Origin of the sequence: Bradyrhizobium sp. ma5 (assembly GCF_042258955.1) — a bacterium.
Taxonomy (GTDB): Bacteria; Pseudomonadota; Alphaproteobacteria; order Rhizobiales; family Xanthobacteraceae; genus Bradyrhizobium.
The window spans coordinates 1,182,137-1,206,305 of record NZ_CP170156.1 but is presented as its reverse complement, the minus strand read 5'-3'; the positions used below and the strand labels follow the sequence as shown (position 1 = coordinate 1,206,305).

The window sequence follows — 24,169 nt, the reverse complement described above, 5'->3', positions numbered from 1 at the left end:
CGTAAACAGGGCTGTCCAAGCAGTCGGGCGCTCTCATCACGTTGGACGGAAGCAGGCAAGAAATAGCGGACATTCCCCGTTTCGCGGCCCCGCCAGGGGACGCTCACCGCGCGCGCGGATCTCTAGTCGTTACTCCTTCTCTCCATGCTGGCTGCAACACCAGCACCAATCTTTTGGACCCCCGCTGCAACTACTGCGCAGGTCTCAAACGAAGTCGCCGCGTGACCTTGGCACCAAAGCCGACATGGAAATCGGTCTCATTGACCCACATTCTGTGCAGGATGCCCGCGAGCTTGCGCGCGACCGCGACGATCGCGCACAGCATGCTCGACCGTTTGGCGATCCGCAGGCCCCAGGCCCGCAACGCGGACCATTTCCTGACCCGCAGCAGCAGGCTTGCGGCTGCCTCGCAGAGCGCCTCGCGAACCGCGACATCGCCCTGCTTGGTAATTCGACCTTCATAGTCGATGGACGTTCCAGACTGGTGTCGTCTTGGCGTCAGGCCAAAATGCGCGCCAACCGTTCGAGATCGCGCAAAACGGAGAGGGTCATCAACACCAACCTTGAACGAGAGAGCCGCAACGGGACCGACGCCGGGTACGGTCATTAGTCGACGACAGATCGCATCATGCTGGACCACCTGCAGGAGCACCTTATGCAATCGTTCGTAGCCCTCGAAGATCGCTCGCCGCACGTCCAACATGGACTCAATCATCATGGAAAATACCGGATCGCTGTGCTCGATGAGCTCGCGGACCCGCGCTTCGTATTCCCCGCGGCCGACCGCTCCAACCATCAGACCGTACGCCCTCAACGTGCCACGAATGTGGTTCTCAAGGTCGATCAGCTTGCGCTTGAGGAGCTTCCTGTTGGCCAGCAGCGAGCGCATCTTCTGCATCTCGATGTTCTTGACATGGACGGCGCGGTACCAGCCCAGCCGCATCATCTGCTTGATGCCGCGCGCATCGTTGCGGTCGGTCTTGTTGCGCATCGTTGACAGAGAAACGCGCAGGTGGCGCGCTTCCACGACAATCATCGGAAGTCCAGCCGGCTGCAATTCGCGATACAACCAGATGCCTAGCGATGACGCCTCGACCCCCACTCTATCGAGGCGATCCGCGTAGCCTTCTACAGCGGAGCGGATCGCCTCTGGCTCCGTGCTGACCTTGACTTCGCGAACCGTGAGACCCTCGCTATCGACGATGCAAACGCTGGTTTCTTCAAGGCCGACGTCCAGTCCAACGTACAATTTCATCGGAGCTCTCCCTTGTTGCAACGACCTTCCAAGTCGTTGCACCAGGCTCCGGATTCGGCCACGACCGTCTTATCCCCGTGCACCGGTATCTCGAAGCCCGATTTGAAGAGCCGTCCTGCTGTCGTGCCTCCCCACTGCCCTCGCCTTTTCGCCCATGCTTCTCCACAGCACGCCAATTCATGCGAGCTTGCGCATCCAGTCATCGCGAGCCTCCCGCATCAGATCGCGCAACGAACAACCCTGCTGCCTGCGGCACAATGGCCGAGATGTCGTGAACGGACGCAACCGTCGGGACCCGGTTCAGCGGGGGCACAGGCTGCAGCCGGGCAGCGGCCGTTGAGCTTTCAGACCGCACAAAGAAGAGCGCTCCCGCCGATGCCCGCAGACCCGCGACCGCACTTGAAGCTGCAATGTCGCTGCCGATGATCGGCACGAGCTTCTGCAAATAGGCCAGGGTCTCAGCGGGCAATGGACGGCCGGCGAGATGCTCTTCGTAGCGAGCAGGTCCCGCGTTGTAGGCCGCAAGAAAGTCCGGCGAGCCGTAACGGTCGTGCAGCTCACGAAGGTACGCAGTGCCTGCAAGAATGTTGTCGTGGGGATCGTATGGATCGTTGCCGAGGCCGTACCGCAGACGTAGCTCTGCCCACGTCTCTGGCATGATCTGCATCAGCCCCATGGCGCCTTTCGGTGACCTGGCGCGCGCGTCTCCGGCGCTTTCGACGTCTATAACTGCGCGTATCCAGCGCACCGGCACGCCGAAGCGGCGTGAGGCTTGTCCGACGAAATCCACAAATAGATCGCTAGTTGCATACCTTGCCGTAGGGTCCGCGGGTCGCCTCTCGGCGCCAGCAGCAGCGTGACTCACGGCCAGCGCAACGAACAACGGCACGACAGCGCGCAGGCTCCTCTCGAACACACGCAAGGATATCGCGGTGCTCGCAACCGTCCAGGGTGAAGCTGCTTCGCGCCGGCCTTTCGGCCGCCCTGGACCGCCGCTGCGCGCGACGGCCGCGCAATCGTTGGTCGGGACGGAGGAATGGTGCAGCACTACGTCCAACAGAGGAATAACAGATAGGATATTCAACGCGCGCACAGTCAATCCTCCCAGGTCCACACTGGGAGCGCACGGCCGATGACGGACGACGCCGGCAAGAACCCGAAATAGCGGCCATCCAGCGAGTTGGTTGACTGCCAGTTCATGACGAAGAGCTCGCCCTCGCCGACGACACGGCAGCCCTGCCATTTCGGGAGCGGTCGGCCGCAGGCATCGCGATCTCGCGCCTCGCCCATTTCGATCGCGTCGACGGAAACTGTGAGTCCGCTTCTGCAGACGGTCTGCCCGGGAAGCGCCAGCACGCGTTTGAGCATCGGCAGCCCGGCCGGCAGATAGCCGTTCAGGTCGAGGAAGGTCGCGAGCGGCTCCGGTGGCTGTACGGCGAGGAGTTCGGTAACGAATAGTCTGTCCGCCGGCTGCACACGGTAGAGCCCGATCGGTATGCTCGCGGACGCATTCCAGATGTAGGCCGGCGTAATCTCCAGAACGATTGGCGCGACAAGAGCCGCGACACCGCCGAGCATCGCGGTCAGCGTCTTGAACCGGCTGGTCATCGCATGACCCTCTGCCGGTGAAGCCACGCTTGGTGGCGCGCTTTCGTGTAAGGACGCGGGTTTTCGTTGACTGACAGACGATTATGGATGTGATGCCAATGATCAGGAGCGACGTCAGCGGGATCGACGCCGAGCGCTTCGATGGCGTCGACCATTTGCAGCACCCGTTCGACCTTCGGCCAACCGGAGAGCCGCAACAAAATCTCTCCGCCGGGCTTCACATACGGCACGGTCGAGCAGCGCTGTCCCGGTGCGACCGCACGCAAGATGTCAATCCGCGAGATGATCGTGCCAAAGTCGTTGGAGGTCCAACGGACGAAGGCAAAGATGCTGCCTGGCGCGAATGACAGGACGCGCCGGTGGCGATCGATCTTCTTCTCCTCAGCGAGGCGCCCGAACCGAATGCGGTTTTCAATCCGTTTCTCGAGCCACAACACTTCAACGTCGGTGAGCTCGCTCATGCTGCCGCTCCCTGAAGCTGGGATCGGGAGCCGTGAGCTTTGCGGTCGGTGAAGTGCGTGTGCGGCTTCTGAAGGCAAGCAGGACGGACGGCCCGCCGTTGCCACTCGCCCCTAATGCGGCTAGCGGTCTGGTCCGTTAGAAGAAATCCGAAGGATTTCTGGTTAGTAAAGTTAGAGGGGCCGGAAAGCGCAGAAAAACAAGCTTTTAAGCTCGATTTCGGTCCCCGATAGCACGAGGATTGGGTCCCCGATAGCACGAGGGTTGCGGTCCCCGATAGCACGAGCTGATTCACAGGTTGTCCTCCGAATTCGGAATGAGACCGCGCCGGCGCATTCGTGCCGTTAAGGGATCGGCAGGCGCAGGCGCGAAGTTCAGACGCTCGGTACCGTTCGGATCGCGCGTGAGCACGAGCTGATAGCCGGGCAATGTCTGACGCTGGACCATCTGACGTACGTCGTACGTGAAGTGCTTGAGCGGTGAGAGGATGCCGGACTTGGCATGGAGGTGCAAAAGATCAAAACTCCAGCCACTGTCCTGCCGACCGCCGTGCTTGCGGACAAGGCGATAAAGCCAGCGCTCAAGTCCGCCCGTCAGATGGAAATAGGCGCGGTCGATCGTGAGCACGAGTGCGTCATCGATTACGCCGGCATAGAACCAGTCCGGCAGGATCAATTCGAGTCCAAATGGACGGCCATTTGCATCGGCCGTCTCCTTCCACTCGTTGATCCAGGAGAAGCGATGCCGTCGCCGTTCTGACGGCTGGCGAATCGACGTCATCACCGTCGTTGACTGAAGTCTGTCGAGACCCGCCTTCAGCCGGTCGTAGTCGCGCGCGCTGGTGCCGCGGCCGACAAACGTCAAAATCTCGTACGGCGTTGCAGCCATCAAGCGTGACGTTTTCAAACCCGCGTCACGTGCTTCGACGATCTGGGACGCAGCCCAGATCAGAACGTCTGCATCCCAGATGGTCGCCATGCCGTGTTCCGGCACAGCTTCGACACGAATTGTGATCGCACCCGCACGGAAATCGATCGGCACGATGCGCTTTGTTTTTGCGAGCGAGAAGAACGGATAAGCCATCAGATCTTGCGCGTCGCGGGGCGCAAGTTCGCCCGGGAGCGCCCGAAAGAGCTCAAGCTGATCGCGCTCGGAATGGTGTTTGCGCCGCATGTTCACTGCTCTCGCGCGGCGATCAACGACGTTCCTGGCCCGCATACGGGCGTAGCACCGGGTGCTTCTTGGCCGGCAGCACGGTCCCCTTCCCAGGGTCGGATGTCGACGTCTTGGCGCCGAGGTCGGCCCACGCTTTCAGATCGTCCACGGCGTAGACAACACGGCCGCCGATCTTCCGATACGTCGGCCCGGTGCCGTACGTGCGGTGCTTCTCCAGCGTGCGCCCCGAGAGGCCAAGATAACGCGCGGCCTCCGGTGTACGCAGGAAGCGCGGGGGTAGACCGGCCATTGAATCGGGCATTTGAGAACTCCATGGTGACACCGCACCGCGAATGGCAGCGCCAGCGAATGTGCGGTCATCATGGAGAAGCGCGATGTCGGAGGGGGATGCCGAATATTGGGGGGCCGATTTTCGGCACCCCTAGCGGACGGCGCTACTCGTCTCTGCGCTCAAGCCGCAGAAGTTTGCGGTAACCACCGCGCATCAACGCGAGGCCACCTTGCACCAAGCGGATCGTTCGATTGCGCAGGTCGTGCGTCTTCCAGGCGCGATCGGGAATGCGGTTCTTGCCGAATAGCGCTTCGGCGATGATGCGATAGCTGCCGCCGGCGCTATGCGCGTCGAACGCGCGGATCGCGGCGCTCAGGCGCTCTCGCCGCTGCTTGGATAATGTGTGAAATGCAGGACCTGGCATGCGTCCATTCATCGCGCGCCACAGCCGTCGGGCTGCATACGCACGTGCGTCGAAATCGCTATCAAACGGCAATTCGGCTGCGTATGGAGCTCCGAGCACCGGCGGCTCCTTGGACCAGACACGGTGGTCTACCGCGCCGATGCGCAGCACGGCATGCCAGCCATCGACAGCGCGGCGAACCTCGCCGGCTGCAAGGTCGAGCAGCGCTTTAGATGGCAAACTGCCATCAACGGGCGAGGCGAGCTTGACCGGAACGACCGCCGTTAGAACCTCGGGCGCCCAAAAGATCGTCTGCTCGTCGAACGACCTCTGCGGGTCATGGGCGAAAGCAGATACCCCATTTCCTCCTGAATTCGTCAGTCACTTCGCCGTTCGGACTATTGGCAATCATCACCTCGTACTCACGCCGATAGTCGGCGCTGCGGCGGAGACATTCCCAGGCGATATCGGTGACTTCCGCTTCTTGTAGGCTCTTGTAGGAAGCCGGCGACCGCCAGTCGAACTCAGGCATTGCTTCAGCCCCATTGCACGCTGCTAACAACGATTGCGGCGCAATAGGTATGAACGAGGCGGTTGTAGGAAGCCCCTAGTTTGGCACCACGTGGTGCACCGGAATGACCACCGGCCAGCGAAAGAAAATAGTTCTGCCTGCAAGTCGCCAGTCGGCGATATTCTTCTATTTCAACCCGGTGCCACGCAATAGGCGGCCCTGTTCAGTCACCCATTTGGCGCGCGCAAGATGACTCTGATATGCGCTCCGCGCGCGGTCCCGCTCTCGCTCGGGGTCCATATGCAAGACCACTCGAGCCACTTCGCGCCAGTCCGCCCCGTCACCCTCGGCCTGCAGAAGGCGCATGTACGTTACGACATGCTGTTCGTCATAGACCGTGAGCGCCGGCTCGCTCGGCGCGACATCCGCGACGTCAGGATCTAGTTGCGGCTTTGTCATAAGCATCCCAGAAGGCAGCGACTGATTCTAATCTCCCTGGTTGGCCGAGATCGTCCTCACGTCTCATTTAAGCCTTATTGCGGACTAGCCGACCAGCAGGCAGATCCAAATACATACTATAGGAGATAAACCTCATAGTATGTAAAGACGCAATTTGCGCCGATGGACATGCGCAAGTTGGTCGGTCGGAACTTCGCAAAACTGCGGAAGCAAAAGCGCTTCACGCAGGAGAAATTCGCCGAAGTGTCCGGATTCACCCAACAGTATATTAGTGACCTAGAGCGTGGTCGTCGCAATCCAACTGTCGTCACTCTATTCGAACTCGCCAGCACGTTAGGCGTCAGTCATGTCGATCTAGTCCTCCCAGATGATGAGGCACGAGACGAACGACCAAAACCAGCCAAACGGCGGTGATTGAGCTGCAACCGCACACTATGTCGCTTCCGGACAGCCTCTACGGCGTTCGCGACGGGCACAAAAGCAGTATAACGCCCGAAAGTGGGACAAACGAGCTACGCTGTGACTTATTAAGCGGCTGGCCGTTTAATGTCCGCTCACCCCCTTACAGCGGCTAGAAAGCGGACGTCTCCTGAGGTCTCTGAAGGCCAAGAGGAGACGTTGCGGACCGATAACCGCAACACCGAGATAGGTTAGCGTTGCCCACTAACGAACTGAATTTCTACTTCGATTTCCACGGGCCCTCCCTTGTCTCCGAGACTACGCTGCCTCTTTTTGCGGACGCTGTCGCGGACTTCCAGGGGTAGCGTTAGAAAGGCTTGCCCGGTCGATGCGCCGCCTCGCTCGAAAGGGCCGAAGTAGGCATCAAACGAAGGCAAGGTGAATTGGTGCGCCCCCCTAGATATTTCGATGTTTCGAAACCCAGCCTGTTCTGCCAAATGCCGCAGTCGGCTTGCGTCACCCAACGAAAACGTCCTTTCAGTCGCCTCTCTGATCGCGGGCAAGTGTTGGGCTATGACGGCATTGATCCGGCCATTGTAGGACCGTTCGGGGACTGTGAGGACGGACGCCGCAGCACGTCCGCCGGGGAGAAGGACACGCAAAAAACTCCGCTAACCCCCGCGCAGGATCAGGAAAGAACATAAGTCCGAGACTACAAGTCAGGGCATCGAAACTTCCATCTTCAAACGAGAGGGCTTGGCCGTCTTCAACTGCGAAGGTCACGTTTGATACGGAATTTAGATTCCGCTTTGCTTGTTCGACCATGGCTTCCGACAGATCAGCAGCAACGACTTGTCCTGTCGGCCCGACGGCGCGCGAGCATGCTGCCGCCGCAAGTCCAGTACCTGTCGCGACGTCTAAGATATCTTCATGCCGGGCCGAACCGCTGCGGCGCTCAAGAGAAACCGCAGAAAGTGTGTCGAGACGTGCAGCAAACGCGCGGTCATATTCAGAGGCTGCTTCGTCGTTGTACGCGAGTTCTCTTGCCATTTTCAGCCTCAACTTTCGTTCGCCAGTTAACTGGGATCATTGCTTGCAACATCGGCCAGAGCAAGAAGGGTACGACCGAATTGTCCGAGTTGGGTCACAAGCGTCGGTTTGGCGCTCAGTTGCAACCTTCCGATCTCCCTATGAACCGCCATTTGGATACACCGCCTCAACGGAAGCGTTGGGCCAGAAGCAGAAGTTATTGGACGAATGAAAAAGGCTGCCCGCTGAGGCGGCCTTACTTCTTCATTGGCCTATAGGGTAGCGGCACTGAGGTGCATGTACCCACTGACGATACCCGGCAAGGCACATCATAGTGCAACCTACCGTTGGGCGTCGTGGAGTTAGGATTGATATGCTTCGCCTTTGGAGCTGGCTCTGTGGCTGCGTCGATCTGATCTTGCGCGATAGCATTAGATGAGAGGGCGACAAGCGCGGTCGCGGCGAGCAACGCGGTCCTCATGAGGGGCCTCCGATTTGCCAACCAGAACAAATTAGAAGACTAGTACAGCACAGACTAGGAACGACCAGCAAGTCCGGCATGGATCAAAAGCATCGGTGGACGCCAAGTTGGATCGGCGTCCAGTTTGCCCTGACAGCCGACATGACACGCGCTCGATTGGCCTTCGGCTAAGGGCGCCAGAAGCAGAAGTCAACTACTCGATCACCGCGTCGGCACAAGCGCGCAATGTGGGGCGGAAGCTGCAAGATACGCCTGCCAGCCAACTGTCAGGATTACGCCTGCGCCAATCGCGGGCAAGCCGAGATCGGGCCCGCGTTAATTTCGGCTTTTCTGATCCCGATCAAAGCAAATTGCTTTGCCGCTGCCCTTCTCGATCCAGGTAAAAGAGCAAGAACCATCCCTGCGAGCCAAAGGTCGACGCCTCGCTGGTCTACAACATCGGGGGGCGCTGACGTGATCGAATAGGCTGAAAGCGTCTCACGGAATGGAAATCAAGACCATCCTGGGGCACCGAATGGCGACGCAATGAACTTTAGTGCCAAGTGATCTCGCCAGACTTTCGAGGTTCTGCGGACTGACGTATATCAGTCCATGTCGCGGGGCATCGATATCGGCGATCAAGAGCAGGGAAATCGAGACGACGAGCGGCAACACGAGCGCAAGTTTACCAGTCGTTTGCATCCGGCAGCCAAACAGCACGTTGCAGCACAGCGCAATGGCCGCCAGGAGATACCAGGCGGCTATTGGAATCCGATTCCAGTAAGCCGCCTGGGTGTAGCCCTGGGAACTGACAACATTGTTCATACCGGCGAGCACCAGGACAGCAACAGGCGTCGGCTGTGCTGCAGCGGGTCCACGGACCGTAGCCCAGAGATCGGCCTCCAATTGACCGACCCGTTCGTCTATGCGCGTTCGCCGCGCGTCATCTGTATTGGAGTAAAACAGGACGCGTTGATTGGTGTAGTAACTTAGAAGCTTAAGCACGCTTGCAGCGTCTGCCGATGGCAGAGGATCGGCGCGCAAGTACTCGGTTCCGATCGCGTTGGCTTCTGCTTCCTCGAAATTCTTGCGCTGATCGTAGCGATTGGTGGCCATCGAAAAGCTGAAACCAATAATCAAGGCAAGCAACGTCAGAGAAGCCGCAAGAATGAGGCTCAGATCGTCCTTGTGTTCCTCGGTCATGCTGACGTTGCGCCTGCGTAACCAGGCGCCCGCCGCTGAAGCGAGCGACAGCGATACAAAGGCGACCGCGAATACCACCACAGGATAATGCGTCAGATTTTCCATAAGCGGCCGGCCTCCCGTCGACGTGGCAGTTAGCTTGTCCTATCGTGCGATGCTGGAACTGACGCTGTGCCAGACCCGATCCTTGAGGACAATCAGCGCCGGCGGCGGTAACGTCGGTGGTGGCTCCATTCTCTTGACGCCGTCGACGACAAGATTCGCGACACCGATTTCGCCGTCCGTGTAATATGGATCGCCCTCGCCATTCCGGGCGAACAGGGTCGGTCCTATTCCGGAAATCTGGAAGAATGCCTCGACCAAGTAGGCTGTGCGCAAGTCGCGCATCAGCAGATCGCGCTCGGCATCGATGTTCGCTCCGATGTGATGGGTGACTTGCCCTGTGTCATGGCTCAAGCCGACCCCGCGATCGAATGTTAGCGAACCCAGCCAGACCGGACGGCCAGTTGTACCCTTTTCCAGCACTTGCCACAGGCGGGCGTGGTGTCGCCGATCGGCGCTCTTGCCGTCCGGCTTCTCGAACGCAAGCTGTTCCTTTTTCCCATCATAATAGAGCGGGCTGACAGGCGCGTCATGGTACGGCCGGTCAAGTATGACGCTGCCAACGATGTCGGTGCTCGTGCGCAACGTGACGGGGGTCCGCGGGAAACCATTCGGCCGCATGCATTGTGCGCGTGATGTCTTGCTTGTCGCCAACCAGTCCCACGTTAAGCGCATCGCCAGGAATGCCGTCGGCGGTGCGTGTCACCATCGGCAAGTTCGCAAGGCCGGGCTCGTGTTCATGGTGCGTCCAGAGTACAGGCGCCACAACGTAGGTCAGCAGCAAATAGGCGATTGCTGCGGCCCCGAAAATGATGAGCCGACGCCGGAGCCGGCCTCTCGCGGGCTGCTTCATTCCACTGTTTCCTGGTACTTGCGCTAAACGCAGAATCAGCCCAGCTCATCGAGCAACGTCTTCGCCTGCTGGAGATCAGGCGTTTCGAAGCCCTCCCGAAACCATTCGTAGACGCCAGCCAGCAATTCACGGGCCTTGCCGCGATCGCCTCGATCGCGCCAAAGCCGCGCCAGGCTCATGGCTGCCCGAAGCTCCCAGGATTTCGCCTGCTGTTCCCGCGCAACTGCGAGCGCCCGCTCGAAATTCGTTTCCGCTTTGCTGATATCCTGCGCCGGCGCAAGCAACGCGATTTCCCCGGCGATGCGATGGACCTCGGGTTCGCACCATGTTTCTCCGGTCTTTTCAATCGCCGCCAAAGCTTCGGCCATGTGTCGCCGGGCCTCGTCGAACCGGCCTAGTTCGGCATGGGCCCTCGCCAAATATGATAAATAGAACGGCATCCACAGAGTCGATCCTGTCGGCCGAAATGCCGCAATTCCGGAGGTGATCATTTGGACTGCGTCTACCGCTTCGCCGCTCAAGACTAATAAACTTCCTCGGTTCATCATTCCCCACGCCTTCCAGAACGAAGTGCCTTTTTCGTCTGCCAAAGCGAAAAGTTCATCGGCCTGCGTCGTTGCTAAGATGGAATCCCGGCTCCAGAGATGGGTCCACCCTGCGTGGGTCAGCGCATACATCAACGTAGCAGCGTCGCCGATTTCGCGTGCAGCCTCGAGCGCACGGCCCGTATCTGCGAGAGCTGCCTCGGGATAGCCAAGCAACCACAGAGCGTACGGCCGATAAGACAAGATTGCCACCCCGACGTCCTGACCGAATTGCGCTGCCAGCGGACGATGATCGGCGGGATCATAAAGCGCGATTGCTTGATCGTAGTGGGCCAGGCCTTCCGCAATCTTCCCCGTACACATCAAGGAAGTGCCCATAAGGCGATGCCCGATCATGAGCGGAACGGTCTCCCCTTGCCTTCCTGCGAATGACAGGAACTCCGCCGCAAGCCGGAGCATCACATCGCCATCGAACGCGACGTAGTTCGCGACCCAGAAGCCGTAGAGGACCGAGAACAAAAGGAGCGAATCTTCAGGAGGCTCGTCAGCTTGTTCGATCAGCATACGTGCCTGCTTCGCAGCGGCCTTGGTTTCCGGCGCGGCATACCCCTTGACATGGATGAGCGGGGTTATGAGCGCAACCTGGAGCTTGATCTGCTCGCGACGCAGCGCGGGAGTGGCGGGCAAAGCAGCAATCTGGCCGAGAGCACGCGTGAGCTGCTCAACGGCTTCGACCAGCGATGACCGCCCCAGCGATCGCTGTCCCGCCTTTCCCCACAGACTTGCGGCCTTCTCGATCAGCCCAGCTTCGGTGCAGTGGCGTGCCAATAGCTCCGGCTGACGCTCCACGATGTCGGCAAATCTGCCTTCGAGAGCCGCGACAATCCTCTTGTGCAACGCGCGGCGGTGTTCGCGCAACAGAGTACTGTAAGCGGCGTCCTGCACCAAAGCGTGCTTGAAGAGGTAGTGCGCGTGGGGCGGCACGCCCTGACGGAACAACAAGCCGGCACTGATGAGCCGATGCAGGGCATTATCAAGGTCTGCCTGCGGCTTGCGGGCCACAGCTTCGATGAGCGCATGCGAGAATTCGCGGCCGATCGCCGATCCAATTTGCGCAAGCTCCTTGGCCGGTCCAAGCCGGTCGAGACGCGCCATCAACGAGGCGTGAAGCGTGGCAGGAATCTCGAGTTTCGGTGACGGGATCGCAGCCGTTGTTCGTCGCGCGTCTTCCTCGTTCTCCGCCTCTAGTATCGCCTTGGTTATTTCCTCGATGAACAATGGAATGCCATCGGTGCGATCGATTAGGTCTTCGCGGACATCCGGCGAAAGAAATTTGTTGCCGACAATTCGGTCAATGATGGCATCGATGTCGCGCCGACCGAGCCGATTGATGGTGACGGCCGTCATGTGTGGAAGGCCAATCCAGGGCGGCTGGAATTCCGGCCGGAAGGTAATGACGAGCAGAACACGAAGCGCCTCGATTCGATCCACGATGCGGCCAATCAGCTCGAGACTGGTCGGATCAGTCCAGTGAGCATCTTCGAGGATCATCAATACCGGCGTGGATCGCGAGAGCGCTTCGATTTGATTGAAAAGCGCCTCGAGGGTCTTTTGTCGACGCTGCTGCGGATCAAAGGTCAGCGCCGGGTAACGGCCGTCATTCGAAAGCGACAGCATCTCGGCCAACAATGCTGATTCGATTGGTGAAGTCGCGCTCCGCACAAGCAACTTATCGAGCCTATCAAGCTTCGTCCTAATGGAGTCGTCGTGCTTCAGTCCAGCCGCGCGCTCAAAGTGACCGATAACCGGTGATAGCGCGCTGTTCGTGCGTTGCGGCGAACAGAAGCAGCGTAGCCGTGCATGCGGTTCCTTGCTGACTTCTTCCAGCAACGCTGCGGTCAGGCGGGATTTGCCGATGCCGGCCTCACCGCAGACCAACACGATTTGACCTTCTCCATCCTTTGCTCTCGACCAGCGCCGCAGCAATAATTGCGATTCCTCGTCCCTTCCGACAAGCGACGTGAGGTCGCTGCGGTGAAATGCTTCGAACCGACCTTCCACGGACGTTGGTCGAACTGCCGCCCAGATCTGCACGGCGCCGCCGATGCCTCTCAATTCCTGAAGACCAAGATCCCTCAGTTCGAAGAGATTGCCGAGAAGCTGTCTCGTCGTGTCCGCAATCACCACCGTATCCGGCTCGGCAAAACCTTGCAGCCGAGCGGCAAGGTTCGGCGTCTCGCCAACAATGCCACGTTCCTGCGCTAGCCCGGATCCCACGAGATCACCGACCACAACCAGACCCGTGGCAATGCCTACGCGGGTCTGCAACCGCGTGTCGGTCTTCAATTTCGCGACTTCCGAGACTAGCTCCAATCCCGACTGTACAGCCCTTTCGGCATCATCCTCGTGAGCTTCGGGATAACCAAAATAGACCAGCACGCCGTCGCCCATATATTTTGCGACGAAGCCGCCGAAGCGCTGGACGGCTTCGGCCACGCATTTCTGGTACGCCGTGATCAGATTGCGCAGGTCTTCCGGGTCCATGCGGGTCGATAGTGCGGTTGAGCCCACCAAGTCACTAAAGAGCACAGTGATTTGCCGTCGCTCGCCACTGTCGGTGGGTGAGCCGTCCACGGCCATCGCTGCGGCCGTGTGACTCTCCGACTCCTTTGGAAGCGCAGAGATGGCAGCGAGCAGCTTGATCCGCGCTCCGAGCGGAAGGCCGAGTTCGCGGAGATGATCTTGTGTCAGATGCGGCAGTACCGACTCGTCGATCCCATTGTCGCGAAACGCAGCCTCGAAGCGTTCCAGACTCTGGCTCCGTAGCAAGGTCCTGAGGTCCATAAAAAGGGTCCAACTGCTCACTCTTGCGAGGCCATACTGGACCCAAATTTGCCGCTGGATCACCGGTCTTTGCTATGCAGAATCGGCGAATTCTTGGTTGCCACGCCTTTCATGCTGCGGCCCGTCGATCCAAGCACAAATTGAAGTCAGAGGTGCCGCAGCAGATTCATGATCGCGGGCTACCGTTTGGCAGGTACGGATTCCGTGCGACCGCGAAGACTGCACCGCGCATGCGATGGCGATCGGCCTCGGTTTGCAGACCTTCCTTGAGGTGCAGGAGTCGACAGGAGGACAGCCCTACCCTCTTGCGCGCCGTGCTTGGGAAGAGATTCACAAGAGCCTGCCTGGAGGACAGAACGGTCATTGTGCTGAACAAGCGCACAATGTTGCGGCGCATGGCCACAACGACGTCACACTCCGATCATTGACCAAAAGTTGCATCTTAGTACAATAGTTATTTCTATTGCGTCGCTGCTAGGACAGCCCAATCGTGGCTCCGGTACAGCTTCTGGCTCGGGGGAGACAGAAATGGCTCACATTCGGACGCTAAAAATTGACGATCCGGCTGTTTGCCGCAACGCATTCGTACATTCTGATTTTGAAGCCTTTCCCAAGGAAAAGGGCAAATTTCTCTTCGAGCTTATGCAAATCGGCATGGATCGCCTCTGGATGTCACGCTACAGCCTGTGCTTGCCGCAAGTAAACATCGCTTCCATCAAGCCTGAACGCACTGCGATTGGCTTTCTGACCGACCCCCATTGCTCGGTTCGCTATTGCGGAGCGGAGATCCATCCTGGTGACATCATCATCAATAGGAGCAGCGAGGCGCACCAACAGACAGAGACAGGTCTCCACGCCGGAGTAATGTCGCTTCCGGTCGATGAGGTCAACACGGCGATCGAGACGATCATTGGGGCCGATTTCATGCAACGGCTCGCGAAGCCTTTCATCCGGCCCGGCCCTGCCCTGATGTCGCGCCTGTTGAGGCTGCACAAGGCAGTTGCGCAGCTGGCCCATGACACTCCGGAGGTATTGGAATTGCCGGAAGTCTCCCGCGCATTGGAACAACAATTGATTCATTTGATGGTGCGATGTCTCGCGGAGGGCGCTGGGGTTGAGGCAACGAGCGGCGCCCGGCGTCACGGTGAGATCATTGCGAAGTTCGAGGATTATCTGGCGGAACATCCCGATCAGCCGCTTTACCTCGCAGAAATCTGCGTCGCCATCGGTGTTGCGGAGCGCACGCTTCGCGCTGCGTGTGAGGAACATCTGGGCATGGGGCCGATCCGCTATCTCACCTTGCGGCGAATGCATCTGGTGCATCGGGCCCTTCGCAGTGCCGACCCCAGCAAGACGAACGTCACGCGCGTCGTCACCGACCACGGCTTCTGGGAGCTCGGACGTTTCTCAGTCTCTTACCGGGCCCTATTTGGGGAGACACCATCAGCGACGTTGAGGCGTCCTGAGCCGACCGCAATCGACCTCAATCGTCCATCGGCGCTGCCTGCCGCTGAAGTTCTCGCTTTTTGCTGAGGTCGCGGCCTCGCTGAGGCCTCCTTTGCCAGTGGTCGGAGCTGATCGGCCGCCTAAATAGCCGTAACCTGGCTCGGCGGCTGCGCAGCGGAATTGCCGAAGATGCATAGCGCGTCAAATAAATCCCTCTCAATGTCCGGCTAGAGACAGCCCGTGCAGTCCACGGACCTCTCCTTTGAACGTCCGACTTTGCAAGGTGAATGGCTTCTAACCAACCAAGCGAGATGGTTGGCGGTTAGCAGGCCCATAACGAGGATAGGCTTTTGAAGCGCACAGGTTGGGCCGGACTGCTCAGCGTTGGCCTGTCTGCGACAGCGGCGGCGGCAGACGCGTCTTCGATGGATGTGACATTTGGCGTTCTGGATGCAGTCACCTTCATGGTCTTTGCAGTGCTCATCTTCGTGGGCGTAGCCATCGTTGCCAGCCTTGGCCAATTGCCCGGTCGGCTGGCGCGAAAATGGGAGCACCCGTATGCCGCGGCCGTAAGCGTAGCCGGCTGGATCGGCATCGCGACGGGCGGTTTGCTTTGGCCGCTTGCGCTGATCTGGGCATTTGCTGCTCCGTCGCGAACTTCATCTTCGATCAACGAACGCCAAAAAACCCGCGACGCCGGGGAGCCAGACTCCATGGCCTTAGCGGCGTCAACGGCTGGCGGCTCCGCCGGTGGGAAGAGTCGGCCATGATTGCAATTCTGACCATCACCTACACCGCTGTTGTCGTGGCGCTGTTCAAGATTTTACGTCTGAGGCCAAGGGCAAATCTCATCGCTGGTCTGATTGTTACCGGCGTTATGATGATCGGCGCCGTGGTGGTGGCTTGGATGCAATCGGCTCCGATTACGGAGAAAATGGTCACGAGCCAATATGTTGTTCAGCTGGTCCCCTATGTGAAAGGACAGGTCAGGAAAGTATACGCCAAGGCGAACCAGCCAATGAAGACGGGCGATTTGCTTATCGAGATCGATCCAGCACCATACCAATACGCCGTCGATCAGCTGGAAGCGCAGCTCAAGGTATCACAGGCCAACATCGAGCAGGCCAAAGCCTCCGAAATGAACGCGCGAGCAAATCTTGCCAGGGCAAAGGCCGCTGATCAGCTCGCGAAAACACAGGAGCAGATGACTCTGAACGTTGCGCGCAACGACCCAGCGGCGGTTAGCAAGCTTGCGGTGGACCAAGCCACGCAGCAGCGTCAGGAGGCGGACGCTGCTGTCGACCAAGCCGAGGCGGCAGTTCTGCATGCTGCTTCCGTCGTTGCGGCCACGGAGAGCGCCGTTCCGGGCGTTGAAGCGCAATTGGGTGAGGCGCGATTTAATTTGACGCAGTGCAGCGTAACCGCGCCTGCGGACGGCTATGTGGTGAATTGGCAGGTCCAGGTCGGGACTATGGTCGCGCCTGCTCCGATGGCTGCATTTGGGACCTTCATCGACACTTCCAGCATCCAGGTGCTGGCGCTGTTTCCTCAGAATTACCTTACGAATGTCCGCAGGGGCGACGACGTCGAACTGGTGCTTGACCCGTATCCGGGCAGACTGTTCACGGGGAAGGTTGACACCGTGATCTCGGCCTCGGGAGGAGGCCAATTGGCGCCCAGCGGAGATATTCCGTCAGCTGCCAGATCAACCGGAACTTATGCTGTCAAGATTCTCTTCGACGATGAAGAGGTCGCGCGGAAGCTATCGATCGGGTCAGGGGGATCGGCGGCGATCTATACAAGCGTTGGCAAGTCCATGCACATCATCTCCAAGGTGACCATCCGCATGAAGAAATGGCTCTTGTTCGTCCTTCCATCTGTGGAGAGAGCTGGCGCGTAATGAGAGCGCGCCACCAGCATTTGATGTGAAGGATGTCACGCTTGGCCGATCCAGTGCAAAATCATCAATTCGTCCAAGCTTGGAAACATCAGTGTCGCCGAGACGAAGAAGCGACGCTCTAGAAGGACCATGCAGAGCTCTTTCCGTGTCCGTTGAAGAAGCTGCACAAAAATTCAAGCGTCATCTGCATTTGGCCAATCTTGCTCACTCTGTCTCTTGTTTTGAGGTCCTGTTGGGAGGGGCGGCCTGCCGTCTGAACAATCTGCCGTAGTAGCCCTACGCGAACCCATGTAGCGAACTCTGCCGAAGATGCATAGCGTAGGAAGACAGATCGCGCTCAATATCCGGCGGAGCATCCGGGAGGACCGCCTATGAAACCTGCGGCGCTGGCGCGTATCGCGCTCATGTCAACAACATTCACGCTGCTTCCTGCGGCAGTACAAGTTGCCACGACCGCCTTTGCACAAAGCGACCCTGTCATCTACCTCAACCAGGCATGGTCGCAGGACGATCGGGATTGGTACTATCATTTCTCGCAGGGGTCGGCCGTTCTCTCCTACGACATTTTTCTGCACCTGGAGGTGGCCGGCGGCCAGGAGTTATTCCGGTCTGACGCCAATAGCGAGCGCTATGGACTGATCAGCCAGCCCCCGGGTTCACCATATAATCCCGACGGTTTGCCAATCGGCATCGGCAAGACGACCGTCGCGACTCCGATCGGCGACTGGCCAGTCGGCGACTACGCCGGCCCGACCTGCGCGTTCTGTCACGAGACGCAACTAAACTACAAAGGCAAGCACGTAAGGATCGATGGCGCGCCTGCCAATATGTTGGATCTGCAAGCCTATGTTCAGGCTCTCAATGCTGCGCTGCGCGCCACTTTGACCGACGCAGCCAAATTCGATCGGCTCGCGACACGGCTTGGAGCGACAAGCCCCGAAGCCAAAGTCACGTTGCGCGAGCGGCTCGAGCGCCAGGCCGCTTTGACGTACGATTATGCCACACGAAGCACCGCATCTCCCTGGCCCTGGGGGCCGGCGCGAATTGATGCTCTCACCCTGATCAACACCAGAATGACTGCCACCCTACCCGGCATCCCGGAGAACACGTCAACGCCGGTCGCGCCTGCCAAGCCTCCCTTCCTGTGGAACGCGCCACAGGGATTGTGGACGCAGTGGTCGGGAGTGGTGCAGGATCCGTTGGCTCGCAATCTGGGCGAGACAATGGGCGTCTACATGCCCATAAACCTGCGCGCCAAAACTCCCGCAGATGGGCTGTTCGAGTCGAATGCGCACATTCCGGAGCTTATCCGCGTTGAGCACCAGCTGGAACGGCTTGCGCCGCCAAGCTGGCCCGAAGACGTGTTCGGGAAGATTGACCGAGAAAAAGCCAAGTCCGGCAAGGCTCTGTTTGTCGAGCACTGCGCAAGTTGCCACAACGCATGGCCCTACCGGTGGACTGAACCAAACAAATACGGCAAGCGCTTCGTCGTCGTAGGCCTCACGCCGCAGTCATATGTCGGCACCGATCCCACGCAGGCCTTGGCGATCCGGCCATTCGCGGTCACAGGTCCGCTCAACAATATTTTGCCACCCGAGCTGCGCGGAAAGGACGCCGTTCCCATGGCAGCGTTCAAAGAAAGTATAGGGCACGCGATAATCGGGAGGGCCGTCGAAAAACTGAAAATGACCCCGGCCGAATTCCTGGATGCGAACGGATATCGGGAGCTTCCCCCGCCGCCCGCACCCGATCGGGTTTATAAGGCGGCGCCGCGCGACGGCGTATGGGCTACTGCGCCATTCCTGCACAACGGAGGAGTGCCCAACCTGTACGAGATGCTGGTTCCGGCAAGCGAACGTTCGAAGAAATTCTGCGTCGGCCGCGAGTTCGACCCGATCAAGGTAGGGTTGGACGTAACCTGTGGGCCCGGTACATTCGTCCTGGATACGAGCCTGCTGGGCAACTCGAATGCGGGTCACTCGTTCCAGGATGGGCCGCGTGGCAACGGGGTTATTGGCCCACTACTGACCGACGAGCAGCGATGGGCGCTCGTCGAATATTTGAAGTCTATTCCGGAGGAGCCTGGTCGCGTCACGCCGTTCGGCGGTCCGCCGGAAACGCCTTGATCTCAGGTCATGATCGAGGGCACGGCCGGTTCGGCAAATGCCCTCGATCTAAGCCTTGAGCGCGGCGACAAGGGATCATGCCATGTCCGACCACATCGATGGGCCAAGACAGATCGGCGACCCGTCTGCCGACCTCACGGATCTGTTCGCTTTCACCACCTCGGAAAATCCTGCGCGCATGGTGATAGCAGCATGTGTTTTCCCATCCGCCGGCACAACTGCGATGTTCTCCAACGCTGTCGACTACGCGTTCGCGATACGTCGGGTGAGCGTGGCCGGCCTGGGAGACGCCGCGAAGTTTGAACCGGGAGAAGAGGAAATTCGCCTCAGCTGCCGTTTCGACAATCTCAAACGCAGCACTGCCGCGGCCGACCCGGTCCAAGGCGGAATGTGCATTCTTCCTGACGGTCGAACCCTTCCCATCGTCGTCAATGACGAAAAAGGCACGTCAACGCCGGACGGTGTCTTTCGCGTATTCGCAGGATTGCGTTCAGACCCGTTTTACCTGGCGTGGCTGGTTCCGGGCGTAAGGAAGGGACCCAATCTGCTCTTGCACGACAACGTACTTAGCATCGTCATCGAGTTCGATGCCACCCGCGTGCTTGATCCAGGCAGAGGCTCACTGTTCGGCGTTATCGCCGAAACGGTACCCCTAAGACCAGATGTTATCGGGCAGAAGCCACCGCGGATCGATTGGGTTGGCAGGCCTGAGCAGACTAACATCCGTCTCGGCAACAGCGAGGCCGGACCGATTGATCTGCGCGACCTCTGGAATCAACAGACACCGTTTGCAATTGCTACCGACCTCAAGCCGGTGTTCCGTGAGCGCCTGAAGGCGAGTTTAGCGAATTGGGACATGCGCGACGGCGTAGCGGACTGGACGCCCACCGCTCTAGCCGCCAACGTGAATGTCTTCCTCGACGATTTCCTGTTGTTCGATATTGCCAAGCCGATCACCGATACCAGCCACCTTGAAATCGAAAAGAGCGCCATTGGCGGACGAGCTCATCAGACCGGCGGCGGACGCGCAGTCAATGCAAACGTCATCGACATTCTGATGACGTGGTTGATCAACAGGGACCGCGAGTTCATCCGGGGTGGGGCAACCGCGGCAACGAAACCGGGCACGAATACCTTTCCGTACCTGGCGGCACCAAATGCCGAGTTGCAGGCGGTCGCTTACAGCGTCGATCTTGCAGCACCGCCGGACGCGGTCTGGGCATTGATTGGAGGGTTTGATCCCGGCTGGCATCCGCTGGTCGCGAAGGTGGAGATGAAGGGATCGGGAGTCGGACAGTTGCGCACGATCGAAACGATCGACGGCAAGCAGATCATCGAGCGCCTGGATGAGGTCGATCCATCCGCTAGGTTCTATCGCTATACGAGCCTCAGCGGCATTCCGGCTTCAAACTACACCGGGATGCTCGGGATCAAGCCCAAAGGCGACGGCAGCGTTGTCGAATGGCGTTCGCAATTTCTGCCGGATAACCAGCCGGATATCGTCGTGAAGGCAATTGTCTCCGCGCTGCTCAAGACGGGGCTTGATAGCCTAAAGCAACGATTTGGAGGCGCAAAGTGACGACAGTTGAGGGACTCGATTGCACCGTCATGCCGACCACCGGTGGTGAAATCGCTATTATCAATCTGGAAAGCGCGCGGAGGCGATCTTGGAGCAAGTTCTTCGAAAATCCGACGCGCGATGAAGCTGCCGAGACAGTGATCGAACACGAGCAACTCACCCTGCAGCTCGTCGGTGACGTCTTTGCTCTTGATCGGGTCGACCTGTTGCTGGCCCAGCTCGTCCAATGCAACGCGGCTTCAGCCCGAGCAATGTTGATCAGGGCGCAGGCCGCATCGATGGCGCATCGCTTTTCGGAGGCCAGAGAATATCTTGTCCAGGCAGAGATCGGAGGCGCGCCGACAGCGGACGTTGATCGCCTGCGACTGAACATCGATCAGGCGTGCGGATCGCGTCTCGACAGCTTGCTCGATGCGCGGCGCAGGGTTGCAAACGAAAACCACGCTCTGGAGGATCTTGTCGCCCTTGGGTCTCTGCTAGCCGATCTTCGCGATTTCGCCGCCGCTGACCGGGTTTACAAAGAGGCACTGCGGGCCTACCAGGACGTGTCGCCCTTTCCTGTTGCCAGGATTTGGTTTCTCCTCGGCGTTCTTTGGGGCGAACTAGCGCGGGAACCCGATTTTTATGCGGCTACCCAGTGCTATCGGCGGGCGATCGCGGTCCTGCCGATGTACACCAAAGCCCGTGTGCATTTGGCCGAGATTTATGCCTCGGCCCGCAGTCTGGACGAGGCGGAAGCACTACTTCGACCCATTGTTACCATTGGCGATCCGGAGGTCGATTGGCGTCTTGCCGACATCTTGGCCGCTCAACGCAAGTTTGAGGAATCCGAAACGCGCATGAATGCCGCCCGCTCCGGATTTGACTCGCTTCTCGAACGTCATCTGCTCGCCTTCGCGGACCATGGCGCTGAGTTCTATGCGGGGAGCGGAAACGATTGGCGCAGGGCACTTCAGTTGGCACAGATCAATGCCGACAATCGACCGACGCTGCGTGCGCTTGAACAAGTCCGCAATATTGCGACTTCTGCCCGCAATATGGCAGCTGCCCTCCAGCTTCCGTCCGCGGCCGCCACTCGATAAGGCCAGCTTCAACATTTTCGTTGTCCGCACTGCAAAGATTTCGATTGAAAACTCTGAAAGGGGAAGCGGCATGGTGATCGATCGCAGGGCATTTGTCGCAGGCGCGACTTCGATCGCTCTTGTGCCAGTGCTTGATCTACTGCCTGTGCAATATTTAACCACTGAACCGCTCTCAGGTCAGTTCGCTTTGATGATCGACGGATGGAACGTGCCGGACGAAAGCGGCGCCGCCGACGCAATTTGGATTACGATCGGTCATTCGTGGCGAACGGCTTGGCGATGATTTTGACGACCGACGCTTACTGCCGGTTCTGGCCCCAAACAGATTCGCTCCCGCATTTTGCCAAGGCCCGTTGACCGGAAGTCGCTTGCGCTCTTCCAAAAATGACGCGAATGACCCGCGGCGGTCAAAGGAGTACCATGACCTAATCATGCCGAATGTGCATAGCGTGTCACGCCAACGGCGACGCAATCTGCGCTGAACTGCCTTAGCCAAGGGAGGACATCATGGGTTGGTTTGATCGTCTATTTGGAAGAGGCCCCGAGCCGGCTAACATACTTGTCAGATTCAAAGGGAAGGTCACGCGGGCTCAGACTGATCCTGATCTTCTCAAGATTGCCAAAGATCGAAAGGGTCGCATTTCACGGAGCGCTGTGCGCGATGAATATAATCGGCTGCTCTTGGAGAAGTATGCCCACGATAAGGCATGATTTAACCCTCCCTGTAAGGCTGCCATGTGGCACTAATTATGAAGATTCAGCGTGACTTCTGCTTCCTCCACGAAGTGACAAGGGTCGCCATCAGTTGAGACCCACACAATTAAGTCAGTGGCATTGACTGATCGCTGACCACGGAAGCGTAGGAGGGCCCCGCGATCGACGTCAGGTCACGAAAGGTATTCACTATCTGTGCAGAGGCACGGCGCCTCAAATACAAAGTGGGCGCGTTCGTTGATTCACGGAGTAACGAAATGTCTTTCGTTGCGCGACTATTGGCGGCGTTTTCAACCGCCCTCATTCTGTTCGCCGCCACTGTAAGCAACGCAATCGGCCAGAAAAAATACGATACCGGCGCATCCGATACCGAGATCAAAATCGGCAACATCATGCCGTACAGCGGGCCATTATCGGCCTACGGCGTCATCGGCATGACCGAGGCCGCATACTTTCGCAAGATCAACACTGAAGGCGGCATCAACGGCCGCAAGATCAACTTTATTTCCTACGACGACAGCTTTAGCCCGCCGAAAACAGTCGAGCAGGCGCGCAAGCTGTTGGAAAGTGACGAGGTGCTGTTGATCTTTCAGTCGATGGGAACGCTGACTAACGCAGCGATCCAGAAGTACCTGAACACCAGGAAGGTACCACAGCTTTTTGTCTCGTCGGGCGCGGTGAGATGGAATGACCCGCAGAATTTCCCATGGACCATGGGCTGGCAGCCCAATTTTCGAGACGAAGCACGGATCTACGCAAAGTATATTCTGAAGGAGAATCCGGACGCCAGGATTGGAATCCTCTACCAGTATGACGACCTTGGCAGAGACTACCTCAAAGGCCTGAAGGATGGGCTGGGCGAAAAGGCTGCAACGCTCATTGTCGCTGAAGAATCCTATGACGTGAGCGAGCCAACAATCGACTCGCACGTCGTCAGGCTCTGGTCCCTGAAAGCCGATGTATTCCTTGATATCACCACGCCAAAATTCGCGGCGCAAGCCATCAAGAAGGCCGCGGAGATCGGGTGGAAGCCACTGCATATCCTTAGCAATGTCTCTAGTTCGGTTGGCGTCGTCATGAAGCCAGCGGGAAACGAGGCGTCGCAGGGGATCATCTCCTCGACCTACGTCAAGGATCCGACTGACCCGCAGTGGAAGGATGATCCCGGCCTCAAGGCCTGGAGTGAATTTTTGGATGGGTACTATCGGGATGCTAACCGCGCGGACCCTGGAGTCGTTTACGGCTACTCGGTTGCTCAGACCCTGGTGCACGTTTTGAAGGCCTGCGGCGACGATCTCACGCGCGACAATGTCATGAAGCATGCGGCCAACATCAGGGATCTCGAGCTCGATGGCCTACTGCCGGGCATCAAGGTCAATACGTCGGCGACCGACTTTGCTCCCATTTCCCAGCTACAGATGATGAGATTCAAAGGCGATACTTGGGAGAGGTTCGGCGACATCATCGACAGTGACGGCCGGGACTAGGGTCGCAGTTCGCCACGCCAGATCGCCGGTCGGCATGTGGGTTAGGATTATCGGCCCAAAGCCTGTGCTGACTAGCCGAATTCGCGTAGTGCAGAATTTTGACCGCGCTCAGACTCCTGCTTCGCATTGGCGTGGGTGGAGGGACCCTGAGCCCCTCTTCGCGTGTGTGCGGGGCCTTTGTAAGCACCCCACTACCCCCTTAGCTTCAGCACGAGACGGCTCGCCTCCGGCCATCGGGTCCCCGCCCAGCCGGGCCGG

23 protein-coding genes are annotated in these 24,169 nt (G+C 58.9%); 9 read left to right on the top strand and 14 right to left on the bottom strand.

The genetic code is table 11. The features are described from left to right. Nucleotides 1–190: 190 nt before the first annotated feature. The 9 genes from ACE103_RS05490 to ACE103_RS05450 all read right to left on the bottom strand — a co-directional run bounded on the left by ACE103_RS05490 (nucleotide 191) and on the right by ACE103_RS05450 (nucleotide 6,142). The gene (locus tag ACE103_RS05490; protein WP_375778613.1) at nucleotides 191–1,255 is read right to left on the bottom strand and encodes an IS110 family transposase; all 1,065 of its coding nucleotides are present in this window, start codon (nucleotides 1,253–1,255) and stop codon (nucleotides 191–193) included. A gap of 199 nt (nucleotides 1,256–1,454) precedes the next feature. After that, entirely contained in the window at nucleotides 1,455–2,045 is a 591-nt protein-coding gene (locus tag ACE103_RS05485) for a lytic transglycosylase domain-containing protein (protein WP_375778612.1), read from the bottom strand. 305 nt (nucleotides 2,046–2,350) lie between these two features. Next, complete coding sequence (locus tag ACE103_RS05480; RefSeq protein ID WP_375778611.1) at nucleotides 2,351–2,863, bottom strand: S26 family signal peptidase; 513 nt, start codon at nucleotides 2,861–2,863, stop codon at nucleotides 2,351–2,353. Then, the gene (locus ACE103_RS05475) at nucleotides 2,860–3,324 is read right to left on the bottom strand and encodes a DUF2840 domain-containing protein (protein WP_375778610.1); all 465 of its coding nucleotides are present in this window, start codon (nucleotides 3,322–3,324) and stop codon (nucleotides 2,860–2,862) included. Before ACE103_RS05475 ends, ACE103_RS05480 begins: the two co-directional genes overlap by 4 nt. Before the next feature lie 289 nt (nucleotides 3,325–3,613). Then, on the bottom strand, nucleotides 3,614–4,495 hold the full coding sequence (locus tag ACE103_RS05470; protein WP_375778609.1) for a replication initiator protein A: 882 nt from the start codon (nucleotides 4,493–4,495) through the stop codon (nucleotides 3,614–3,616). 22 nt (nucleotides 4,496–4,517) lie between these two features. After that, nucleotides 4,518–4,799 carry an AlpA family transcriptional regulator gene (locus ACE103_RS05465; protein WP_247543147.1) on the bottom strand — a complete coding sequence of 94 codons (282 nt, stop codon included), beginning with the start codon at nucleotides 4,797–4,799 and terminating at the stop codon, nucleotides 4,518–4,520. Between the two features lie 133 nt (nucleotides 4,800–4,932). After that, the gene (locus ACE103_RS05460) at nucleotides 4,933–5,343 is read right to left on the bottom strand and encodes a DUF2285 domain-containing protein (RefSeq protein ID WP_375778608.1); all 411 of its coding nucleotides are present in this window, start codon (nucleotides 5,341–5,343) and stop codon (nucleotides 4,933–4,935) included. A 166-nt stretch (nucleotides 5,344–5,509) separates the two neighbouring features. Further along, nucleotides 5,510–5,704, bottom strand: coding sequence for a transcriptional regulator domain-containing protein (locus ACE103_RS05455; RefSeq protein ID WP_375778607.1), 195 nt, complete (start codon nucleotides 5,702–5,704; stop codon nucleotides 5,510–5,512). A gap of 165 nt (nucleotides 5,705–5,869) precedes the next feature. Then, nucleotides 5,870–6,142, bottom strand: a complete 273-nt coding sequence (locus ACE103_RS05450) for a DUF2285 domain-containing protein (protein WP_375778606.1) — start codon at nucleotides 6,140–6,142, stop codon at nucleotides 5,870–5,872. A gap of 162 nt (nucleotides 6,143–6,304) precedes the next feature. On the opposite strand from ACE103_RS05450, the gene ACE103_RS05445 reads away from it, so the two are divergent. Continuing rightward, on the top strand, nucleotides 6,305–6,556 hold the full coding sequence (locus ACE103_RS05445; RefSeq protein WP_375778605.1) for a helix-turn-helix domain-containing protein: 252 nt from the start codon (nucleotides 6,305–6,307) through the stop codon (nucleotides 6,554–6,556). Nucleotides 6,557–7,078: 522 nt separating this feature from the next. On the opposite strand, the gene ACE103_RS05440 is transcribed toward ACE103_RS05445, so the two are convergent. From ACE103_RS05440 to ACE103_RS05420, 5 genes are all read right to left on the bottom strand, one after another. Next, a complete protein-coding gene (locus ACE103_RS05440) occupies nucleotides 7,079–7,591 on the bottom strand; it encodes a methyltransferase domain-containing protein (protein ID WP_375778604.1) in 513 nt (170 codons plus the stop codon). A gap of 937 nt (nucleotides 7,592–8,528) precedes the next feature. After that, nucleotides 8,529–9,338, bottom strand: coding sequence for a hypothetical protein (locus ACE103_RS05435; protein ID WP_375778603.1), 810 nt, complete (start codon nucleotides 9,336–9,338; stop codon nucleotides 8,529–8,531). 39 nt (nucleotides 9,339–9,377) lie between these two features. Then, entirely contained in the window at nucleotides 9,378–9,920 is a 543-nt protein-coding gene (locus tag ACE103_RS05430; RefSeq protein ID WP_375778602.1) for an LssY C-terminal domain-containing protein, read from the bottom strand. Next, nucleotides 9,880–10,188, bottom strand: a complete 309-nt coding sequence (locus ACE103_RS05425; RefSeq protein ID WP_375778601.1) for an LssY C-terminal domain-containing protein — start codon at nucleotides 10,186–10,188, stop codon at nucleotides 9,880–9,882. Before ACE103_RS05425 ends, ACE103_RS05430 begins: the two co-directional genes overlap by 41 nt. Before the next feature lie 35 nt (nucleotides 10,189–10,223). After that, nucleotides 10,224–13,577 (bottom strand): AAA family ATPase, encoded by a 3,354-nt coding sequence (locus ACE103_RS05420; RefSeq protein ID WP_375778600.1) that lies wholly within the window; start codon nucleotides 13,575–13,577, stop codon nucleotides 10,224–10,226. Nucleotides 13,578–14,105: 528 nt separating this feature from the next. Between ACE103_RS05420 and ACE103_RS05415 the strand changes: the two genes are divergently transcribed. The 8 genes from ACE103_RS05415 to ACE103_RS05380 all read left to right on the top strand — a co-directional run bounded on the left by ACE103_RS05415 (nucleotide 14,106) and on the right by ACE103_RS05380 (nucleotide 23,911). Further along, nucleotides 14,106–15,110, top strand: coding sequence for a helix-turn-helix domain-containing protein (locus ACE103_RS05415; RefSeq protein ID WP_375778599.1), 1,005 nt, complete (start codon nucleotides 14,106–14,108; stop codon nucleotides 15,108–15,110). 263 nt (nucleotides 15,111–15,373) lie between these two features. Then, complete coding sequence (locus ACE103_RS05410) at nucleotides 15,374–15,793, top strand: DUF3302 domain-containing protein (RefSeq protein ID WP_375778598.1); 420 nt, start codon at nucleotides 15,374–15,376, stop codon at nucleotides 15,791–15,793. Further along, nucleotides 15,790–16,923: an HlyD family secretion protein gene (locus tag ACE103_RS05405; RefSeq protein WP_375778597.1), complete on the top strand. Its 1,134-nt coding sequence runs from the start codon at nucleotides 15,790–15,792 to the stop codon at nucleotides 16,921–16,923. The genes ACE103_RS05410 and ACE103_RS05405 overlap by 4 nt, the downstream gene beginning before the upstream one ends. 371 nt (nucleotides 16,924–17,294) lie before the next feature. Next, nucleotides 17,295–19,049, top strand: a complete 1,755-nt coding sequence (locus ACE103_RS05400) for a di-heme-cytochrome C peroxidase (protein ID WP_375778596.1) — start codon at nucleotides 17,295–17,297, stop codon at nucleotides 19,047–19,049. 82 nt (nucleotides 19,050–19,131) lie between these two features. Next, nucleotides 19,132–20,628 carry a DUF4331 family protein gene (locus ACE103_RS05395; protein WP_375778595.1) on the top strand — a complete coding sequence of 499 codons (1,497 nt, stop codon included), beginning with the start codon at nucleotides 19,132–19,134 and terminating at the stop codon, nucleotides 20,626–20,628. Beyond that, the gene (locus ACE103_RS05390) at nucleotides 20,625–21,710 is read left to right on the top strand and encodes a hypothetical protein (RefSeq protein WP_375778594.1); all 1,086 of its coding nucleotides are present in this window, start codon (nucleotides 20,625–20,627) and stop codon (nucleotides 21,708–21,710) included. Before ACE103_RS05395 ends, ACE103_RS05390 begins: the two co-directional genes overlap by 4 nt. 70 nt (nucleotides 21,711–21,780) lie before the next feature. Next, nucleotides 21,781–21,993, top strand: a complete 213-nt coding sequence (locus tag ACE103_RS05385; RefSeq protein ID WP_375778593.1) for a hypothetical protein — start codon at nucleotides 21,781–21,783, stop codon at nucleotides 21,991–21,993. Between the two features lie 688 nt (nucleotides 21,994–22,681). After that, entirely contained in the window at nucleotides 22,682–23,911 is a 1,230-nt protein-coding gene (locus ACE103_RS05380) for an ABC transporter substrate-binding protein (protein WP_375778592.1), read from the top strand. The last annotated feature ends 258 nt before the right edge of the window (nucleotides 23,912–24,169 follow it).

Excerpts from the sequence above, each read along its gene's own strand:
- ACE103_RS05490 (WP_375778613.1), bottom strand. The coding sequence starts at position 1,255 with ATGAAATTGTACGTTGGACTGGACGTCGGCCTTGAAGAAACCAGCGTT.
- ACE103_RS05480 (WP_375778611.1), bottom strand. The coding sequence starts at position 2,863 with ATGACCAGCCGGTTCAAGACGCTGACCGCGATGCTCGGCGGTGTCGCG.
- ACE103_RS05475 (WP_375778610.1), bottom strand. The coding sequence starts at position 3,324 with ATGAGCGAGCTCACCGACGTTGAAGTGTTGTGGCTCGAGAAACGGATT.
- ACE103_RS05470 (WP_375778609.1), bottom strand. The coding sequence starts at position 4,495 with ATGCGGCGCAAACACCATTCCGAGCGCGATCAGCTTGAGCTCTTTCGG.
- ACE103_RS05465 (WP_247543147.1), bottom strand. The coding sequence starts at position 4,799 with ATGCCCGATTCAATGGCCGGTCTACCCCCGCGCTTCCTGCGTACACCG.
- ACE103_RS05455 (WP_375778607.1), bottom strand. The coding sequence starts at position 5,704 with ATGCCTGAGTTCGACTGGCGGTCGCCGGCTTCCTACAAGAGCCTACAA.
- ACE103_RS05450 (WP_375778606.1), bottom strand. The coding sequence starts at position 6,142 with ATGACAAAGCCGCAACTAGATCCTGACGTCGCGGATGTCGCGCCGAGC.
- ACE103_RS05445 (WP_375778605.1), top strand. The coding sequence starts at position 6,305 with ATGGACATGCGCAAGTTGGTCGGTCGGAACTTCGCAAAACTGCGGAAG.
- ACE103_RS05440 (WP_375778604.1), bottom strand. The coding sequence starts at position 7,591 with ATGGCAAGAGAACTCGCGTACAACGACGAAGCAGCCTCTGAATATGAC.
- ACE103_RS05435 (WP_375778603.1), bottom strand. The coding sequence starts at position 9,338 with ATGGAAAATCTGACGCATTATCCTGTGGTGGTATTCGCGGTCGCCTTT.
- ACE103_RS05425 (WP_375778601.1), bottom strand. The coding sequence starts at position 10,188 with ATGAAGCAGCCCGCGAGAGGCCGGCTCCGGCGTCGGCTCATCATTTTC.
- ACE103_RS05420 (WP_375778600.1), bottom strand. The coding sequence starts at position 13,577 with ATGGACCTCAGGACCTTGCTACGGAGCCAGAGTCTGGAACGCTTCGAG.
- ACE103_RS05415 (WP_375778599.1), top strand. The coding sequence starts at position 14,106 with ATGGCTCACATTCGGACGCTAAAAATTGACGATCCGGCTGTTTGCCGC.
- ACE103_RS05405 (WP_375778597.1), top strand. The coding sequence starts at position 15,790 with ATGATTGCAATTCTGACCATCACCTACACCGCTGTTGTCGTGGCGCTG.
- ACE103_RS05400 (WP_375778596.1), top strand. The coding sequence starts at position 17,295 with ATGAAACCTGCGGCGCTGGCGCGTATCGCGCTCATGTCAACAACATTC.
- ACE103_RS05395 (WP_375778595.1), top strand. The coding sequence starts at position 19,132 with ATGTCCGACCACATCGATGGGCCAAGACAGATCGGCGACCCGTCTGCC.
- ACE103_RS05385 (WP_375778593.1), top strand. The coding sequence starts at position 21,781 with ATGGTGATCGATCGCAGGGCATTTGTCGCAGGCGCGACTTCGATCGCT.
- ACE103_RS05380 (WP_375778592.1), top strand. The coding sequence starts at position 22,682 with ATGTCTTTCGTTGCGCGACTATTGGCGGCGTTTTCAACCGCCCTCATT.